At 67.1% G+C, this 16,914-nt stretch carries 15 protein-coding genes and 1 pseudogene; 9 read left to right on the top strand and 7 right to left on the bottom strand.

The window, feature by feature from the left end:
• Together AB3X43_RS17845 and AB3X43_RS17840 are read left to right on the top strand one after the other, a co-directional pair.
• Positions 1 to 200 (top strand): annotated as a pseudogene (locus AB3X43_RS17845) (pyridoxamine 5'-phosphate oxidase); the annotation flags it as partial.
• A 68-nt stretch (positions 201 to 268) separates the two neighbouring features.
• The gene (locus tag AB3X43_RS17840; RefSeq protein WP_369431213.1) at positions 269 to 1,075 is read left to right on the top strand and encodes a mechanosensitive ion channel family protein; all 807 of its coding nucleotides are present in this window, start codon (positions 269 to 271) and stop codon (positions 1,073 to 1,075) included.
• On the opposite strand, the gene AB3X43_RS17835 is transcribed toward AB3X43_RS17840, so the two are convergent.
• Positions 1,076 to 1,477, bottom strand: a complete 402-nt coding sequence (locus AB3X43_RS17835) for a methylglyoxal synthase (protein ID WP_369431214.1) — start codon at positions 1,475 to 1,477, stop codon at positions 1,076 to 1,078.
• 471 nt (positions 1,478 to 1,948) lie between these two features.
• On the opposite strand from AB3X43_RS17835, the gene AB3X43_RS17830 reads away from it, so the two are divergent.
• Complete coding sequence (locus AB3X43_RS17830; RefSeq protein ID WP_369431212.1) at positions 1,949 to 3,436, top strand: DEAD/DEAH box helicase; 1,488 nt, start codon at positions 1,949 to 1,951, stop codon at positions 3,434 to 3,436.
• A 103-nt stretch (positions 3,437 to 3,539) separates the two neighbouring features.
• Here the strand turns inward: AB3X43_RS17830 and AB3X43_RS17825 are convergent, their stop codons facing one another.
• From AB3X43_RS17825 to AB3X43_RS17815, 3 genes are all read right to left on the bottom strand, one after another.
• Positions 3,540 to 3,887, bottom strand: coding sequence for a hypothetical protein (locus AB3X43_RS17825; RefSeq protein ID WP_369431211.1), 348 nt, complete (start codon positions 3,885 to 3,887; stop codon positions 3,540 to 3,542).
• 86 nt (positions 3,888 to 3,973) lie between these two features.
• Positions 3,974 to 4,798: an extracellular catalytic domain type 1 short-chain-length polyhydroxyalkanoate depolymerase gene (locus AB3X43_RS17820; protein WP_369431210.1), complete on the bottom strand. Its 825-nt coding sequence runs from the start codon at positions 4,796 to 4,798 to the stop codon at positions 3,974 to 3,976.
• A gap of 189 nt (positions 4,799 to 4,987) precedes the next feature.
• Positions 4,988 to 5,611 (bottom strand): hypothetical protein, encoded by a 624-nt coding sequence (locus AB3X43_RS17815; protein ID WP_369431209.1) that lies wholly within the window; start codon positions 5,609 to 5,611, stop codon positions 4,988 to 4,990.
• Between the two features lie 133 nt (positions 5,612 to 5,744).
• Between AB3X43_RS17815 and AB3X43_RS17810 the strand changes: the two genes are divergently transcribed.
• From AB3X43_RS17810 to AB3X43_RS17785, 6 genes are read left to right on the top strand one after another with little or no spacing between them, the layout of a single operon-like run.
• Positions 5,745 to 6,425, top strand: a complete 681-nt coding sequence (locus tag AB3X43_RS17810; RefSeq protein WP_369431208.1) for a TetR/AcrR family transcriptional regulator — start codon at positions 5,745 to 5,747, stop codon at positions 6,423 to 6,425.
• Positions 6,422 to 7,558, top strand: coding sequence for an efflux RND transporter periplasmic adaptor subunit (locus AB3X43_RS17805; RefSeq protein WP_369431207.1), 1,137 nt, complete (start codon positions 6,422 to 6,424; stop codon positions 7,556 to 7,558). The genes AB3X43_RS17810 and AB3X43_RS17805 overlap by 4 nt, the downstream gene beginning before the upstream one ends.
• 14 nt (positions 7,559 to 7,572) lie before the next feature.
• On the top strand, positions 7,573 to 10,755 hold the full coding sequence (locus AB3X43_RS17800) for an efflux RND transporter permease subunit (RefSeq protein WP_369431206.1): 3,183 nt from the start codon (positions 7,573 to 7,575) through the stop codon (positions 10,753 to 10,755).
• A 40-nt stretch (positions 10,756 to 10,795) separates the two neighbouring features.
• Positions 10,796 to 11,449, top strand: coding sequence for a protein-L-isoaspartate O-methyltransferase family protein (locus AB3X43_RS17795; RefSeq protein ID WP_369431205.1), 654 nt, complete (start codon positions 10,796 to 10,798; stop codon positions 11,447 to 11,449).
• Between the two features lie 16 nt (positions 11,450 to 11,465).
• Positions 11,466 to 11,807, top strand: a complete 342-nt coding sequence (locus AB3X43_RS17790) for a rhodanese-like domain-containing protein (protein ID WP_369431204.1) — start codon at positions 11,466 to 11,468, stop codon at positions 11,805 to 11,807.
• Between the two features lie 28 nt (positions 11,808 to 11,835).
• Positions 11,836 to 13,167 (top strand): TolC family outer membrane protein, encoded by a 1,332-nt coding sequence (locus tag AB3X43_RS17785; protein WP_369431203.1) that lies wholly within the window; start codon positions 11,836 to 11,838, stop codon positions 13,165 to 13,167.
• On the opposite strand, the gene AB3X43_RS17780 is transcribed toward AB3X43_RS17785, so the two are convergent.
• From AB3X43_RS17780 to AB3X43_RS17770, 3 genes are read right to left on the bottom strand one after another with little or no spacing between them, the layout of a single operon-like run.
• Positions 13,142 to 14,455 carry a 3-deoxy-D-manno-octulosonic acid transferase gene (locus AB3X43_RS17780; protein WP_369431202.1) on the bottom strand — a complete coding sequence of 438 codons (1,314 nt, stop codon included), beginning with the start codon at positions 14,453 to 14,455 and terminating at the stop codon, positions 13,142 to 13,144. The genes AB3X43_RS17785 and AB3X43_RS17780 overlap by 26 nt on opposite strands.
• 2 nt (positions 14,456 to 14,457) lie before the next feature.
• Positions 14,458 to 15,456: a lipopolysaccharide heptosyltransferase I gene (waaC, locus tag AB3X43_RS17775; RefSeq protein ID WP_369431201.1), complete on the bottom strand. Its 999-nt coding sequence runs from the start codon at positions 15,454 to 15,456 to the stop codon at positions 14,458 to 14,460.
• Between the two features lie 19 nt (positions 15,457 to 15,475).
• The gene (locus tag AB3X43_RS17770; RefSeq protein WP_369431200.1) at positions 15,476 to 16,870 is read right to left on the bottom strand and encodes a phosphomannomutase/phosphoglucomutase; all 1,395 of its coding nucleotides are present in this window, start codon (positions 16,868 to 16,870) and stop codon (positions 15,476 to 15,478) included.
• Positions 16,871 to 16,914 lie beyond the last annotated feature (44 nt).

Raw genomic sequence — 16,914 nt, 5'->3', positions numbered from 1 at the left:
CTGTGGAAGCACAAAGCGCATCGGACACCTACCTGGCCAGACACCCGGCTGCGGCACTGCTCACGCAGTTGCCCGACTTCCGCTGGGCACGCCTGCATCCACTGCAGGCCCGGCATGTGGCAGGCTTCGGCATCGCACGCACCATCGATCAGGGCCACCTGCTCCAGCTGCTCGTCATGAACCCAGACCAAAGAAGGTAGCTTTAATTTCGGAATTCCTTCACAGTTGAGCCGTGCAATTTTGCACTTAGCGACTGAGGACTTCCGCGATGGACATGCAATCGATCCAGAACTTCCTGAGCACGACCGCTCTGGACCTGGGCATCAAGATCCTGGCGGCGATCGCCTTCTGGATCGTGGGCCGGTGGCTGATCGGCAAGGTTGTCGGGCTGATCCAGGCGGGCATGAACCGCAACTCGATCGACCCAACGCTCACCAAATACATCGGCTCGATCATCACGATCGCCCTGAACATCACCTTGGTGCTAGGCATCCTGGGGTACTTCGGCATCCAGACCACATCGTTCGCCGCGATGCTGGCTGGCGCGGGTGTGGCCATCGGCGCGGCCTGGAGCGGCATGCTCGGCAACTTCGCAGCTGGCGCGTTCATGCTGGTGCTGCGTCCCTTCAAGGTCGGCGACTTCGTGAGCATCGGCGGCATGACCGGCACGGTCCACGAACTGGGTCTGTTCGCCACCACGATCATCACCCCGGACAACGTGATGACCCTGGTCGGCAACGGCAAAGTCTTCGGCGACACCGTGCAGAACTTTTCGGCATTGCCATCACGCCGCGTCGAGCGCACTGCCCAACTGGCCCAGGGTGTCGATCCGCTGGACGCCATCGCGCGCCTGAAGGCGGCGGTCGCCAAGATCCCGAACGTCGTTGCCAGTCCAGCCCCGGAAGTCAACCTGCTCGACTTCAAGCTCGAAGGCCCGGTGATCTCGGTGCGCCCGTACACGCACACCGACCACTACTGGCAGGTGTATTTCGACACCAACGAAGCCATCATCAAGGTCTGCCAGGAAGCTGGCTGGCCGGTGCCTGCGGCCTACCACAAAGTGGTTCAGGGCTGATCAACCGCTCGCTGCGGTCAACTGGCTGGCCAGTTGTCGCAGCAGCAGACGTGCCGTGCTCACATTCGTGGCACATGGCACGTCATGCACATCGCTGGCCCGCACCAGCGCATTGATGTCCGGCTCGTGCGGCTGCGGCGTCATCGGGTCGCGCAGGAAAATCACCACGTCGATCTCCCCGACCGCCAGACGTGCGCCGATCTGCAAGTCCCCGCCGAGCGGCCCGCTCAGCAGACGCTCCACCACCAAGCCGGCTTCGGCATGCAGCCGCGATCCAGTGGTACCGGTGGCACACAGCGTGCAAGTACTCAGAAGGCTGCGGAATTCCATGGCAAGCGCCACCATCTCGTTCTTCTTGCCATCGTGGGCAATCAACGCAACGCGGCAGGAATTGGGGTGCATCGCAGGGTCTTCCTCGATCAAAAGCCCATCGTAGCCAGCGGCGGTTACACACACGTCTCTTTCTGTGTTCAATTTGATGATGCGGCGCAACATCAACTCCGGGAATACGCTACAATCGCAGCTGCTGTCTCTGACGCAACTGCCGCGACGTATTGACTGACTTTCGCATGGCAGCAACGACAACAGGCACAGCTGTTTCGTTCATCCCCTCTGACCTTCCTCTTTCCCCTCATCCCTCCGGCATTCAAATCCTGGTGTCATTCAGGAATCTTGTTTGCGGGGCTGCAGGCGCGGTCGGCGGCGATGCTGTTCGACCCGGGCGGGCTTTTTCTCCACCCCTTTGAAGCTGCGAGCGTGGCGCGTTGACGGATGACGCCCCATGGACGCTGGCCCGCCATTGCGTTTGTCGCACGTGTTGTGCTGACTGCGCTAGCCTGAACGGCGCCCATCGACGGTGCCAGATGAGAACCCATGAGCTTTGATACCCTTGGCCTGAACGAAGTCCTGCTGAAGTCCCTGACCGATTCCGGTTACGAGACCCCGACTGAAGTCCAAGCCCGCACCATTCCCGCCGCCCTCGCCGGCTCCGACCTGCGCGTCTGCTCCAACACAGGCAGCGGCAAGACCGCCGCCTTTGTGCTGCCCGCCCTGGAGCGTGTGCTCGCTGCCCGCGTCGATGCAGCAGCACGTGGCGTCAAGGGCTTCCAGCCCAACAAGGGCCCCCGCGTCCTGATCCTGACCCCGACGCGTGAACTCGCGCTGCAAGTCTCCAAGGCCGCGATGACCTACGGTCGCCACGTCCCTGGTCTGCGCGTGGCCACCGTCGTCGGCGGCGTGCCTTATGGCGCCCAGCTGGCTGCGCTGCGTGGTCAGCTCGACCTGCTGATCGCCACCCCGGGTCGCCTGATCGACCACCTCGACAGCGGCAAGGCCATCCTCGGCCAGGTCGAACTGTTGGTGCTCGACGAAGCCGACCGCATGCTGGACATGGGCTTCATCGAGGACATCGAGCGCATCGCCGAGTCGCTGCCTGCCGAGCGCCAGACTGTCATGGTCAGCGCCACCTTCGCGGGTCAGGTCGGCCGTCTGGCGGACCAGATCCTCAAGGACGACGCCCAGCGCATCGAAGTTGCCAACCACACCGACAACCACGCCAGCATCGAGCAGCAGCTGATGTGGGCCGACAGCCTGGACCACAAGTCCGCGCTGCTGGAGCACATCCTGACCGACAAGGACATGCAGCAAGCGGTGATCTTCACCAGCACGCAGCGTGATGCCGACGACCTGGCCGCCCGCCTGTACGACCTCGGCCATGCCGTGGCACCGCTGCACGGCGGCATGCCGCAAGGCCGCCGCACCCGCACGCTGATGGCACTGCGCCGCGGCGAGCTGCGCATCCTGGTGGCCACCGACGTCGCAGCCCGCGGCATCGACGTGCCGACCATCAGCCACGTCATCAACTACGGTCTGCCGATGAAGGCCGAGGACTACGTGCACCGCATCGGCCGCACCGGTCGTGCCGGCCGCACCGGTCGCGCCATCACGCTGGCCGAGCGCCGTGACGTGTCGATGATCCGCCGCATCCAGCAGTTCACGACCCGTGCCATCCCGATCAGCATCATCGAAGGCCTGGAGCCGACCCGTCCGGCACCGGAAATGAACCCGAACCGTGGTCCGATGCGTGAAGGCGGTCGTCCGCCGTTCCGTGGTGCTCCGGGCCGTGGCGCTCCTGGCGGCGGCTACCGTGGTGCCAACCCCGGCTATGGCGCTCCGCGTCACGACGGTCCGCGCCCGGACAGCCGTTTCGACGGCGCGCGTGGTGGCGATGCCCCGCGTTTCGACAACGACCGCGGTGCTCCGCGCAGTGCACCCCGTTTCGACAACGACCGTGGCGCCCCGCGCAGCGGTTTCGGTGCTGGCCGCCCGGCCATGCGTCCCCGCAGCAACGGTCCGCGCTGAGCGTTACTGGCGCCGATCAGGGCAGTACACGCTGCCTCTGAACGACAAAACCGGCCAGCTGGCCGGTTTTTTCATGCCCTCTGCGGCAGCAACATGTCAGCGATCAGTCCCGGCGCCACTCGCCGCCGCGGGGCTCCCAGCCGCGCTGGCCACGCTCCCAGCGATGCGGCTCCCAGCGTTGACCCTGTCGGCGGGGCTCCCAATGTCCCGGCATCCAGACATGGCGGCCACCCGACCAGTTCCAGAATCCATCGATCCAGAAATACCCGACCGCTGGCGGCGGACCGGGTCGCTCGATGCGCACCGCTGGCGGCTCGACGAGCACGACACCACCGTCGTCGCCATGCCTTGGATAAGGCGCCACCACACAGCCGGACAGCCCGGTGCCCAGCACCAGCATCGTCACGGCCAGCGCGTGTCGCACCGGAAAAGTCACCTTGGTCGTTGTCATGGGGGTCACAGCACACAGCGGCGCCGTTGTGGTCGAACAGATCCATTCAACGCGCCAGCACGGACCCGCGCTGACGAGCCGCTTGTTCAACGCGGAAACTGGCGGCGCACGAAGGCCCAGATCAGCGCCGAAGCGTCCGGGCCGGTCGGGTCACTGAACGGCAACGCCTTGGGCCCGCCGCTCCAGGCGTGGCCCATGCCGGACACCAGTACCAGACTGACCACCACACCTCGCGCCACCCGGTAATCGGTGATGCGCATCGCCCGCCGACGGCCGCGCTGGACCGTGCGCTCCGCGGTCACGCGGGCACCCAGCGCTTCGGCCCACAACGTGGCGGCGTCCCCACCGTTGTTCGACGACACCACGAAGTCCACCGTACCGTGCAACACCAGCAGCGGCGGCCAATGCACCGAGGTGGCGCCAGGACCATCCGGCATGGCATGCCCGCACATGGCGCGCACGGCCGACAGCGAGGAATCAGCCGATCCTGGCGGCACGCCCGAGTGCATCGCCACGGCCACGAACCGGTCTGGCGCACGGGAGGCCAGCAGCGCCGCCATGCTCGCCCCAGCCGACAACCCCGCCACGGCCACCCGCGCTCCGTCGAGCGGATGCTGGCGCAGCACCTGGTCCAGCACCAGCAGCAACGTGGCTGCTTCGGCATCGGCCAGATGGGAGCGGGTGCCGTACCAGTTCCAGCAGCCCTGCGGATTCGCCAGACGGTCCTGCTCCGGGTAGAGCACCGCGAAGCCCTGCTTCGCCGCGAGCCGGTTCATGCGCGTCAACGCGGCGAAGCCTTCGGCGTCCTGGTTGCAGCCGTGCAGCATCACCAGCAAAGGCACTGGCGCCCCCGCACACAAGCCTGGCGGCAGGTAGAGCCGGTAGTGCCTCGCACCCGCGGGACCGAACACAAGCCCAACCAGCCAATCACCCGTCCGGGGTGGTGCATGGGCTTGCCAGCCGATCTGTCTGACCGCCTGCCGGACACTTTGCTTCACAGCCTTGCGCACCGCACGCTGGACCAGCTTGCCTGCGGCAGTGGTCAGCCGCTGTGTCGACGCCAGCAGAGGCGGGAGCCTGACACGGCGGCGTGCCATCCCTCAGACACCCTGGACGCGGACGGGTTCCAGTGTCACCGTGACACCACCGTCCGTCACCTTGAGCGTCCCGGGGCGCCAGCCTTGCCGGGCCGCCTGGTCGATCGCCGCACGGTCCACCGTGTGCACGACCGCCCCCTCCAGCAACTCCTCGGCGAGCAGCCCGCCCCAGCGGTTCACGTTCGACGACAGCAGGCTCGGCAAGCCGTCGATGGACAGGTTCTCGCGGCGCACCCGGTCGAGCCGGACGGTCGAGTCACCCGTCTCGAAGCGCAGTCCGCTGCTGAACATGAGACTGCCCTTGAACGTGCGCGAAGTGAGAATGCGCTCCTGCACGCCCAGGTCAAAACCCAGCATCAGGCGGTTTTCTGCAGGCAGCAGCTTCAGTCGGGGCGAAGACAGCTGGACATCGAAAATTTCCAGCACACGCCGACTGGCCGGAAAGCGTTCGGACAGCGCTGCGAGCATCTGGCGCTCGCTCAGCGTGAACTCTCGCGGCCCGCCCGTGGCACATCCGGTCCAGCCAGCGGACAGGCCCAGCAACGCCAGCGCCGCCCCACCCTGCAGCCACCGGCGCCGCTCCCGCGCCCGCGTGCGGACCGGGAACGCAGACAGCTCGACATCCATGCAGTGACTCCTCTGACAGGTCATCCGACCCATTCTAGTGAGGCCGGCCACGCAGTGCGGCCGATCCTGATTGACCCGGATCGCAGAGACGGACTACATTACTGACCGGTTAGTCACTTAACACGCACCGGCCTTGACCTTGCCCCCATCACCCGAGTCCATCGCCACCACATCGCACCAGCGACGCAAGGCGGAACGTCCGCAGGAACTGCTCGATGCCGCGTTGAGCCTGTTCGTGGAAAAGGGCTTCGCTGCCACGCGGATCGACGAAGTCGCCGCCCGGGCCGGTGTGTCCAAGGGCACGCTCTACCTGTACTACGCCAGCAAGGAAGAACTCCTCAAGGCCGTCATCGCACAGCGCCTGTCCAGCCAGATCGCCGAAGGCGCGCGCCAGGTGGCGGAACATGAAGGCAGTTGCGCCGAACTGCTGCTGGAGGTGCTCTCCCGCTGGTGGGAAGGCGTGATCGACAGCGATGCCTCCGGCGTGTTCAAGCTCATCATCACCGAGGTGCGCAACTTCCCCGACATCGCCGAGTTCTATGCCCGCGAGGTGGTGGAGCCAGGCCAGAACCTGATCGGAGGTGTCGTGCAGCGCGGCATCGACCGCGGCGAGTTCCGCTCGGTCGACGTCAGCGGTGTGGTCCATTCGCTGGTGCTGCCCATGGTGATGCTGTGCGTCCACAAGCACTCTTTCGGCGCCTGCAGCACCGTGGACCCGTTGGTGCTGGCGCCGCACCTGTTCATCCGCCAGCACATCGAACTGCTGCTGGGCGGCCTGATGGCCCCGGCCCCTCCGACATCGCCCACGCCATGAATCGTTCCATCAAGTTCGTGCTCGCCGCGGTGGTCATCGGCACCCTGGCGCTGGGCATGCGGCTCGTGCAAGGTCGCCAGTCTGGCGTGTCTGCCTCGGCGCCTGCCACAGCCGCCGCTTCGGCCACGGTCACGGCACTGGAGCTGCATGACAGTGATCTGGTCGTCGCCCGGACGGCAGACCTGTCCCGCACGCAGGCACTGTCCGGCAGCGTGCGGGCCGTCAGCACGTCCATCATCAAGGCCAAGGTTGCGGGTGAGCTGCGCAACCTCGGTCCGCGCGAAGGGGACAGCGTGCGCGCTGGCCAAGTGGTCGGTGACATCGATGCCACCGAATTCGAATTGCGCGTGCAGCAGGCGGTGCAGCAGGCGCAAGCCGCCCGGGCCCAACTCGACATTGCCAAGCGCCAGCTCGACAACAACCAAGCCCTGGTCGCACAGGGATTCATCTCCGCCACCGCGCTGGACACCTCGGTCGCCAACCACGCCGCGGCACAGGCCAGCCTGCAGGCCGCCCTGGCCGCCACCGATCTGGCGCGCAAGGCGCAGGCAGATACCGTGCTCAAGTCGCCGATCAACGGAGTCGTCTCGCAGCGGCTGGCACAGCCAGGCGAGCGGGTCGCCGTCGATGTCCGCGTGCTGGAAGTGGTCGATCTGAGCCGACTGGAACTCGAAGTCGCCCTGCCCGCAGCCGATGCCGGCCTGCTGCACCCGGGCGCCATGGCCGAACTGCGCGTCGAAGGACTGCCCGACCCGGTCGACGCCCAGGTCGTGCGCCTGAATCCAGCCACGCAGGCAGGCACCCGCGCAGTGCTGGTCTATCTGAGTCTGAAGCCGGCACAGGGTCTGCGCGTGGGGCTGTTCGCCCGCGGCACGGTGGCACTGGAACAGCGCCGCGTGCTGAGCGTGCCGCTGTCGGCCGTGCGGATGGACGATGCCCTGCCCTATGTGGTGCTGCTCGATGGCAGTGCGCTGCGCCGCCGCACCGTGACGACCGGGGTGCACGGACTGGTGGACCGGATCGAATCGATCGAGATCACGGAAGGCCTGCACGGCGGAGACCGCGTGCTGCGCGGCAGCCTCGGCACCGTCCGTGACGGCACCCCTGCCCGGCTGATCGCCGCGGTGCACTGAGCAGAGCCGCCACCATGTGGTTCACCCGCGTCTCCATCACCAACCCGGTGATGGCCACCATGGTCATGCTTGCCCTGGTCGTGCTCGGCCTGTTCTCGTTCCAGCGGCTCAAGGTCGACCAGTTCCCGAGCGTCGAATTCCCGACCGTCGTGGTCAGCCTCGACTATCCCGGCGCCTCGGCCGAAATCGTCGAGACCGAGGTCACGCGCAAGGTCGAGGAAGCGCTGAACACCATCGCCGGCGTGAGTCAGCTCTACTCGCGCAGCTACTCGGGCACTTCGGTCGTCATCGTCCAGTTCAACCTCGACCTCGACAGCCGCAAGGCCGCCGACGACGTGCGCGAGAAGCTCGCCGTGCTCAAGCCGCTGCTGCGCGAGGAGGTCAAGGAGCCCAAGGTCCAGCGTTTCGACCCGGCAAGCCGCCCGATCTGGACGCTGGCGGTCCAGGCCGCCGATCCGGCCCTGGTCAACGCGGTGCAGCTCTCGACCTGGACGGACCAGACGCTGCGCAAGCGGCTGGAGAACGCCCCCGGCGTCGGCTCGGTGGCGCTGGTCGGCGCAGTGCGGCGCGAGATCAACCTCTACCTCGACCCGCAGCGGCTGGAGGCGATGGGTGTCGGTGCCGACCAGGTGATGGCGGCGGTGAAGACCGAGAACCAGGACCTGCCCGCTGGCACGCTGCGCTCGGCCGACAGCGAGCGCGTGGTGCAGATCCGCGGCCGGGTGCAGCGCCCGGAGGATTTCGCGCAACTCGTCGTCGCCCGCCGCGGTGCGGTGCTGGTCCGGCTTGGCGAGGTGGCGCGCGTCGTCGACGGCCCGGAGGAGATCGACACCCTGGCCCTCTACAACGGCCAGCGCACCGTCGCGCTGGAAGTCCAGAAGGCGCAGGGCGAAAACACCATCGAGGTGGTGGATGGCCTGAACAAGGCACTGGCCGCGCTGCAGGCCAGCGGCGAAGTGCCAGCCGGTGTGGAACTCAGCGTGGTGCGAGACAGTTCGCGGCCGATCCGCGTCTCGGTCAACAACGTGCGCCAGACCCTGCTCGAAGGCGCCGCGCTCACCATCCTGATCGTCTTCCTGTTCCTGAACTCGTGGCGCTCGACCGTCATCACCGGCCTGACGCTGCCGATCGCGCTGATCGGCACCTTCCTGTTCATGCAGCTCTTCGGTTTCTCGATCAACATGATCACGCTGATGGCGCTCAGCCTGTGCGTGGGCCTGTTGATCGACGACGCCATCGTCGTGCGCGAGAACATCGTGCGCCACGTCCAGATGGGCAAGTCGGCGCACGACGCGGCACTCGACGGCACGATGGAAATCGGTCTGGCGGTGCTGGCGACCACGCTGTCGATCGTCGCGGTGTTCCTGCCGATCGGCTTCATGGGCGGCATCATCGGCAAGTTCTTCCACGAGTTCGGCATCACCATCGTGGCCGCCGTGCTGATCTCGATGTTCGTGAGCTTCACCCTTGACCCGATGCTCAGCTCGGTCTGGCACGACCCTGCGATCCACAGCGAAGGCCAGCCCTTCCGGCCGCACACGTTCTACGACCACACGCTCGGCCGTGTCACGCACGCCGTGGACCGCTTCTCGCACGGGCTGGGCCGGCGGTACCAGTCGGCACTGGCCTGGTCACTGCAGCACAAGCTCGCCACCCTCGGCCTCGCACTGGCCACCTTCATCGCCAGCCTTGCGCTGGTGAAGTCTCTGGGCACCGAGTTCGTGCCGAAAGCCGACTACTCGGAAACCTTCGTCAGCTTCAACACGCCAGTCGGCTCGTCGCTGGAAGTCACCGAAGCCAAGGCGCGCGAGGTCGAGGCCATCATCCGCGAGCGCCCCGAGGTGCGCTACACGCTGACGACGATCAACACCGGCCAGGCGCAGGGCAAGATCTACGCGCAGATCTACATCCGCCTCGTCGACCGCAAGGACCGCACGCTCAACCAGGACCAGCTCACCGGCCCGCTGCGCGAGCGGCTGGCGCGCATCCCCGGCATCGCGGTGACCCACGTCGGCCTGCTCGATGCGGTGGGCGGCAACAAGCCGCTGCAGTTGTCGATCCAGGGCAGCGATCTGGCCGAACTGCAGCGCCAGAGTGCGGCGATCGCCGACCAGCTGCGCAGTATCCCCGGCCTCGTCGATCTCGACACCAGCGCCAAGCCGAACCAGCCGACCGTGGCGATCGACGTGCGGCGCGATGTCGCCGCCGACCTGGGCCTGAGCGTCGGCAGCATCACCAGCAGCCTGCGCGCGCTCGTGGCCGGTCAGACCATCGGCAACTGGCGCGCCAGCGACGACCTGAATGTGGATGTGAAGGTGCGGCTGGCTCCCGAGGCACGCCGCGGTGTCGGCGATCTGCAGCACCTGACCTTCCTGGCTGGCAGCAACGCCGACGGCAGCCCACGCCTCGTCCGCCTCGGCCAGGTCGCCGACGTGCGCGCTGACAGCACGGCCAATCAAATCAACCGCCGTGACCTGACCCGCGAGGTCGAGGTCACCGCCAACGTCTACGGCCGCTCGCTCGGCGACGTGTCCGCCGACGTGCGCAGGGTGCTCGGCGCGCAGACGCTGCCGCCGGGCATGCGCTGGCGCTTCGGCGGCTCGACCAAGGACATGGCCGAGAGCTTCGGCTATGCAGTCTCGGCGCTGGCGATGGGGGTGGTCTTCATCTACATGATCCTGGCGTCGCAGTTCCGCAGTTTCCTGCAGCCGATCGCGCTGATGAGTTCACTGCCGCTCACGCTGGTGGGTGTGGTGCTGACGCTGCGGGCCTTCGGCTCGACGATGAACCTGTTCTCGGTCATCGGCGTGGTGATGCTGATGGGACTGGTGACCAAGAACGCCATCCTGCTGCTGGACTTCGCCATCCGTGCCCGCGCAGGTGACGTGACGGGCCAGCCACTCGACCGCGAACACGCCCTGCTGCTGGCCGCCAAGGTGCGGCTGCGACCGATCCTGATGACCACGCTGGCGATGATCTTCGGCATGGTGCCGCTGGCCTTCGCGCTGTCGGAAGGTTCGGAACAGCGCGCGCCGATGGGCCAGGCCGTCATCGGCGGGGTGATCACCTCGTCGGTGCTGACGCTGGTGGTCGTGCCAGTGATTTATTGCTACCTGGACGATCTGGCAGCGTGGCTGCAACGCCGATTTGCGCCACAGGCCGCAGATCGTCAGATCGACGACACAGCCAGCTCCTAAAATGGCAGGTTTCGTTGCGCATGATCCCGAGGAAATCAAGATGAATGTCGAACAGGCCCGTTTCAACATGATCGAGCAGCAGATCCGTCCCTGGGACGTGCTGGATCAGTCGGTGCTGTCCCTGCTGGCCATCGTCAAGCGCGAGGACTTCGTGCCGGCCCCCCACCGCAGCATCGCCTTCACGGATCTGGAAATCCCGCTGCCCGGTGGCCAGGTGATGCTGGCGCCGCGGCTGGAGGCCCGCCTGCTGCAGGAGCTGGAGCTGCACCGCCATGAGAAGGCACTGGAAATCGGCACCGGCTCGGGCTTCATGGCTGCGCTGATGGCGCACAAGGCCCAGCAGGTCGTCACCTATGAAAAGCGTCCGGAACTCGTCGCCATGGCGCGCGAGAACCTGCGCCACGCCGCCGTGATGAACGTCGAGGTCCGCCAGGGCGATGGCGCGAATGGCGACGCCGGCCGTGGCCCGTGGGACGTGATCGTGCTGTCGGGCTCGGTGGCCGAAGTGCCGAAGGCCCTGCTGCAGCAACTCAAGGTCGGTGGCCGGCTCGTTGCGGTCGTGGGCGACGAGCCGATGATGCGCGCCCTGCGCGTGCGCCGCCTCAGCGAGCGCGACTTCACCACCGAAGTGCTGTTCGACACGGTGGCGCCGCGCCTCGAAGGGTTCGCGCAGCCGTCGTCGTTCAAGTTCTGAACCGGGGCCCGTAGCCATGCAGCAGCTCCGTGTCGATGCGGTCACCGCGCTGGTCCGCACCTGTGCCGCACAAGGCCTGCGCCCGGTCCTGCTGGATGTTCGAGAGCCCTGGGAAGTCGCCACTGCACGGATAGTGTTGACAGACGCGGCATCGGTCACGATCCCGATGCAGCAAATTCCAGCAAGATTGGCCGAAATCGATCGGGATCAGCCCATCCTTGCGCTCTGCCACCACGGCATGCGCAGTCAGCAGGTGGCCCTGTTCCTGGAAGGGCAAGGATACCCCTCGGTGTATAACATCGCTGGCGGCATCGATGCCTGGTCCCGGCAGGTGGATCCGAGTGTGCCCGTGTACTGAGTTCCCGTTCTAGTTCGAGGAAGCGACCATGTCCGTGTTGAAAACCCACCTGTCGTTCGGCCTGATGGCTGCGACCGTCCTGACGACCCTGTCCGCGCCGGTGGCCGCAGAGAACCTCAAGGAGGTCTACGAGGCTGCGAAGGCCTACGACGCGACGTATCTGGCTTCGCGTGCCGCGGCAGAGTCAAGTCGCTACAAGGCGGCCCAGGCCGATGCCCTGGTTCGCCCCAGCGTCAATCTGCAGGGCGGACTGACGAATGCCGGCTCCGACACGCCGCTGTTCGGCACCCGCTCGACCAACACCGCCTCGCTGGGTCTGGTGGCCACACAGCCGCTGTTCAACCGGCCCAACGGTTTCACCATCGACAAGGCCCGCAAGGCACTCGACATCGCGCTGGCGGATCTGGTCAGCGCCGAGCAGGATTTGGCTGTCCGGGTCGCACAGGCCTATTTCGACGTGCTGGCAGCGCAGGACTCGCTGACCACGGCCCGCGCCTCCAAGACGGCCATCAGCGAGCAGCTGGCCTCGGCCAAACGCAATTTCGAGGTCGGCACGGCCACCATCACCGACACGCGAGAAGCCCAGGCCCGCTTCGATCTGGCCACGGCCCAGGAAATCGCGGCGGACAACGACGTCCGCACGCGCCGACTGGCACTCGACCAGATTGTGGGCCGCGTCGGCCTGCAGCCGAACGGCCTGACACTGCCGGTTGTGCTGCCGACCCAGCCCGATCCGGTCGATGCCTGGGTCGACCGCACCGACGAGAGTCCGTCGGTGCGCAAAGCCCGCCTGGCCTACGACATCGCCAAACTGGAAACCCAGCGCACAGACACCACCCGCCTGCCCACTGTCGATCTGCAGGGTCAGCTCGGCAGTGCACACAACAGCGGCTCCGGTGCCAGCTCCTCTGGCGGCACGGGCACCTCGATCAGCCGTTCGATCGGCCTGACGCTCAAGGTACCGCTCTACACCGGCAACGCGATCGAAAACCAGGTCCGCGAAGCCGTGTCGCTCGAAGAGAAATCGCGCAACGATCTCGAAGCTGCCCGCCGCGCCGTCGCCCAGACCACGCGGCAGGTCTATTACGGTGTCCAGTCCGGCGCGGCCCAGGTCAAGGCACTCGAAGCTGCCGAAACCTCCAGCAAGCTCGCGCTGGACGCCACCAAATTGGGCTACAAGGTCGGTGTGCGCGTGAATCTCGACGTGCTCAACGCGCAGACGCAGCTGTTCACGACCCAGCGCGATCTGGCCAAGGCCCGCTATGACGTGCTGGTGAACAGCCTGAAGCTGCGCCAGGCGGCGGGCGTGCTGGCCGCCACCGACATCGATGGCATCAACGCACTGCTGTCGGTGAAATGAGCCGGAGCATGGCTTCGGCCATGCACTGCGCGGCGCCTTGGTCCTGCCTGGCGTAGGCCTGTGCAGCGGCAGACGCCACGGTCCGTGCTGTCGAAGACTCCGCCAGCGCGCAGGCGGCGGTCACCGCCTCGTCCAGATCGGTGCATCGGCGCGCCGCGCCTGCGGCCTCGGCGCGCTCGGCAGCCTGGCTGAAGTTGAAGGTGTGCATCCCCATGAACACCGGACAACCGCAGGCCGCCGCCTCGATCAGATTCTGTCCCCCCAGCGGCGCAAAACTGCCACCGAGCAGCGCCACATCGGCACAAGCGTAGTAGGCCGGCATCTCGCCCATCGAGTCACCCAGCCAGACCTGTGCTTCGCGCGCCAGCGCACCCGGGCCTGCGGCGCCCCAGCTGCTGCGCCGTACCAGCGTCAATCCGGCCCCGACCACCTGGCGGGCCACCTCGTCGAAACGTTGCGGATGGCGCGGCACCAGCAACAGCAGCGGCGTCCGCCGTGCGTCGCCGTCCGGCGCCTGGCGGGCGAGCATGGCCCGCCAGGCGTCCAGCAGCGGCGCATCCTCGCCCTCACGCCAGCTTGCCGCCAGCACCACGGGCCTGGAGAGACCCGCGCTCCAGCTTTCACCCGCAGCCAGCAGTTCTGGCGGCGGGCGCTGGTCGAACTTGAGATTGCCGGCAACCCGAGCCTGGAGCACACCCGCCAGCCGCAATCGCAGCGCATCGTCCTCGGTCTGGGCCAGCGCCAGAGCGAGCGATGCCGCAGCAGGACGCAGCAGCGCATCGAAGCGCAGAGACTGGCGCAGGCTCTTCTCGGACAACCGTGCGTTCGCCAGCACCACCGGCACCGCGGCGCGCTGCGCCTCGTGCAGCAGTCGAGGCCAGACCTCCGTCTCCATCAGGATGCCGAGGGCCGGCCGGTGGCGCCGCAGAAACCGGCGCATGGCGCCAGGCGTGTCCAGTGGCAACCAGCACTGGTGATCACCCGGCCCCAGCAGCGCGGCGCCAGCCGCACGCCCGGTGGCCGTTCCATGGGTGAGCAGCAGACGCAGCTCCGGGCGCAGCAGACGCAGCACCCGGATCAGCGGCTCGGCGGCACGGGTCTCGCCGAGCGACACGGCATGCAGCCAGATCGCCCCAGGCGTGGTGATCGGCCCGAACCCCAGACGCTCGGACACCGCCGTGCCATACAGCGGCTCCTGCCGGGCCCGCCACCACAGGCGCACCAGCAGCACCGGCACCAGCAGCCGCATCAGCACCCCATAGGCCAGCAACGCCAGTCGCTGGCGCACGTTCAAGGCACCACCCCGCAGGCCACTGCCACACGCTGCCAGGCCGCCTCGACCGCCTCCAGCGCGGGAATACCATCCCCACCGACACAGACCTGGTGGGCGTGTCCGTGTTCCGGCAGTGGTCCGGTGCGCCAGGCGGTCGGGAAGTTGTAGAGCTGGACGTGGGGCAGATCCAGCGCCACCGCCAGGTGCGACAGGCCGCTGTCGACACCGACGACCCCTTGCGTGCGGCCCATCTGATCGACCAGTGCGTCCAGACCCATGCGTGGCCAGAGATCGCAGAACGTCGGGCCGATGCCGGCCGCGATGCGTCCGGCGCGCTGCGCCTCTTCGTCGCTGGCCTGGGGCATGGCCATGCGCCAACCGCGCCGCACCAACGACTGGCCAAACGCGATCCAGAGGGCTTCGGGCCAGAGCTTGTCGTCTCGGGAGGTGCCATGCACGAACACCAGCGTGCGGGCCTGCAGTGGCGGTGCCATGTGGCCGACCACACCGAACCGCGGCGGCCCGCTCACGGCATAGCCCAGCGCCTCGGCCGCCATGCGGCGTGAGCGGTCAACGACGTGGAGATGCGGCTCCAGCGTGACCGCCCGATCGGCCAGCCAGCGCGTCGGCGCCTCCCAGCCCGAACCGTCCGTGCGGTTACCGAGTGCGTAGCGCAACCCGCCAGGCGCCATCCGCGCTTGTCGCGCCACCAGCGCCGATTTGGTCAACCCTTGCAGATCGAGCACTGCGTCGTAGTGCTGCTGCCGCAATCGTGCACGGAATGCCTGCCTCTCGCGCTGCACGTCGCCCGTCCACCAGCGCTTGCGCCAGCGCCGCTGCGCGCACTCGATGACCTCGCCGATGCCTTCGACCCGGCGAACCAGCGGCGCGAACCCCGGCTCCACCACCCAATCGATGCACACCTCCGGAAACGCGGCGCGCAGGTCCGCGACCACCGGCATGGCGTGGATCACATCGCCCAGGGACGACAGCTTGACAAGCAGGACGCGCCGCACGTTCAGCAGGATCAGCGAGTCAGTGCGCGGAGGCCTGCACTTCGGCTTCCGGCATCACCTTGCGCAGCGCTGCCATGAAGTCGTGCTCGATGCGCGCCAGCGCCTCGGCCGTGTGGCCCTCGAAGCGCAGCACCAGCACCGGCGTGGTGTTGGACGCGCGGATCAGGCCGAAGCCGTCCGGGTAGTCGCCACGCAGGCCGTCGATGGTGCCGATCTCGGCGCCGGGGAAATCGGCCTGGGCGATGAGCTGATCGACGATCGCATGCTGGTTGCCGGCCGGCACGGCAACGTTCAGCTCGGGCGTGCTGAAGCTGGTCGGCAACGCCTTGAGCACTGCACTCGGGTCCTCGAAGCGCGACAGGATCTCCAGCAGGCGGCCGGCGGTGTACATCGCGTCGTCGAAGCCATACCAGCGCTCGCCGAAGAAGATGTGGCCGCTCATCTCGCCGGCCAGTGGGGCGCCCGTCTCGCGCAGCTTCGCCTTCATCAGCGAGTGGCCCGTCTTCCACATCATCGGCACACCACCCGCTGCGCGAATGCCCACCGGCAGGCGCTGCGAGCACTTGACGTCGTAGATGATCAGGCCGCCAGGGTTGCGCGTCAGGATGTCCTGCGCGAACAGCAGCATCTGGCGGTCCGGGAAGATGATCTCACCGTCCTTGGTGACGAGGCCCAGCCGGTCGCCGTCGCCGTCGAAAGCCAGGCCCAGTTCGAAATCGGTGGCGTGGACGACCTTGATCAGGTCGGCCAGGTTGTCCAGCTTGGAGGGGTCCGGGTGGTGGTTCGGGAAGTCGCCGTCCACGCGGCTGTACAACTCGACCACCTCGCAGCCCAGTGCCTTGAGGATGCCAGGCGACGAGGCGCCGGGGATGCCGTTGCCAGAGTCGACCACGATCTTCATCGGACGCGCCAGCTTGCAGTCGCCGGTGATGCGGGTGGTGTACTCGGGCAGGATGTCGTGCGCGGTGATGCAGCCAGACACAGCGGCTGTGGTGTAGGTCTCGGATTCCATGCGGGCGCGCAGGCCCTGGATCGTGTCGCCATGGATGGCCACGCCACCGAGCACCATCTTGAAACCGTTGTAGTCCTTGGGGTTGTGGCTGCCGGTCACCTGGATGCCACTCCGGCAGCCGATGTCGCCCCGCGTGGCCGCCACGTAGTACAGCATCGGCGTGGTCACCGCACCCAGGTCGATCACGTCCAGACCGGTCGAGGCCAAGCCACGCACCAGAGCGGCGCTGAGATCCGGCCCGGAGACACGGCCATCACGACCAACCGCCACCGCACGCTCGCCCAAAGCCAGTGCCTCGGTACCGAACGCGCGGCCCAGATGTTCGGCAAACTCGACGTCGAGCGCCTGGCCGACGATGCCGCGGATGTCATAGGCCTTGAAAGCAGAAGCGATCACTTGCATGAAGAGAAATCCTGGTTCGATAGAAACCCGCGCATTGTAGGCAG

The sequence above is a fragment of the Sphaerotilus sp. genome, from assembly GCF_041083715.1.
Lineage (GTDB): Bacteria > Pseudomonadota > Gammaproteobacteria > Burkholderiales > Burkholderiaceae_C > Sphaerotilus.
Note: the sequence above shows the minus strand (reverse complement) of the source record. Positions and strands in the feature narration are given on the sequence as shown.

What these genes read in the sequence shown, in the direction of transcription:
- AB3X43_RS17840 (WP_369431213.1), top strand. Translation starts at nt 269, where the DNA reads ATGGACATGCAATCGATCCAGAACTTCCTGAGCACGACCGCTCTGGAC.
- AB3X43_RS17835 (WP_369431214.1), bottom strand. Translation starts at nt 1,477, where the DNA reads ATGCACCCCAATTCCTGCCGCGTTGCGTTGATTGCCCACGATGGCAAG.
- AB3X43_RS17830 (WP_369431212.1), top strand. Translation starts at nt 1,949, where the DNA reads ATGAGCTTTGATACCCTTGGCCTGAACGAAGTCCTGCTGAAGTCCCTG.
- AB3X43_RS17825 (WP_369431211.1), bottom strand. Translation starts at nt 3,887, where the DNA reads ATGACAACGACCAAGGTGACTTTTCCGGTGCGACACGCGCTGGCCGTG.
- AB3X43_RS17815 (WP_369431209.1), bottom strand. Translation starts at nt 5,611, where the DNA reads ATGGATGTCGAGCTGTCTGCGTTCCCGGTCCGCACGCGGGCGCGGGAG.
- AB3X43_RS17805 (WP_369431207.1), top strand. Translation starts at nt 6,422, where the DNA reads ATGAATCGTTCCATCAAGTTCGTGCTCGCCGCGGTGGTCATCGGCACC.
- AB3X43_RS17800 (WP_369431206.1), top strand. Translation starts at nt 7,573, where the DNA reads ATGTGGTTCACCCGCGTCTCCATCACCAACCCGGTGATGGCCACCATG.
- AB3X43_RS17795 (WP_369431205.1), top strand. Translation starts at nt 10,796, where the DNA reads ATGAATGTCGAACAGGCCCGTTTCAACATGATCGAGCAGCAGATCCGT.
- AB3X43_RS17790 (WP_369431204.1), top strand. Translation starts at nt 11,466, where the DNA reads ATGCAGCAGCTCCGTGTCGATGCGGTCACCGCGCTGGTCCGCACCTGT.
- AB3X43_RS17785 (WP_369431203.1), top strand. Translation starts at nt 11,836, where the DNA reads ATGTCCGTGTTGAAAACCCACCTGTCGTTCGGCCTGATGGCTGCGACC.
- AB3X43_RS17770 (WP_369431200.1), bottom strand. Translation starts at nt 16,870, where the DNA reads ATGCAAGTGATCGCTTCTGCTTTCAAGGCCTATGACATCCGCGGCATC.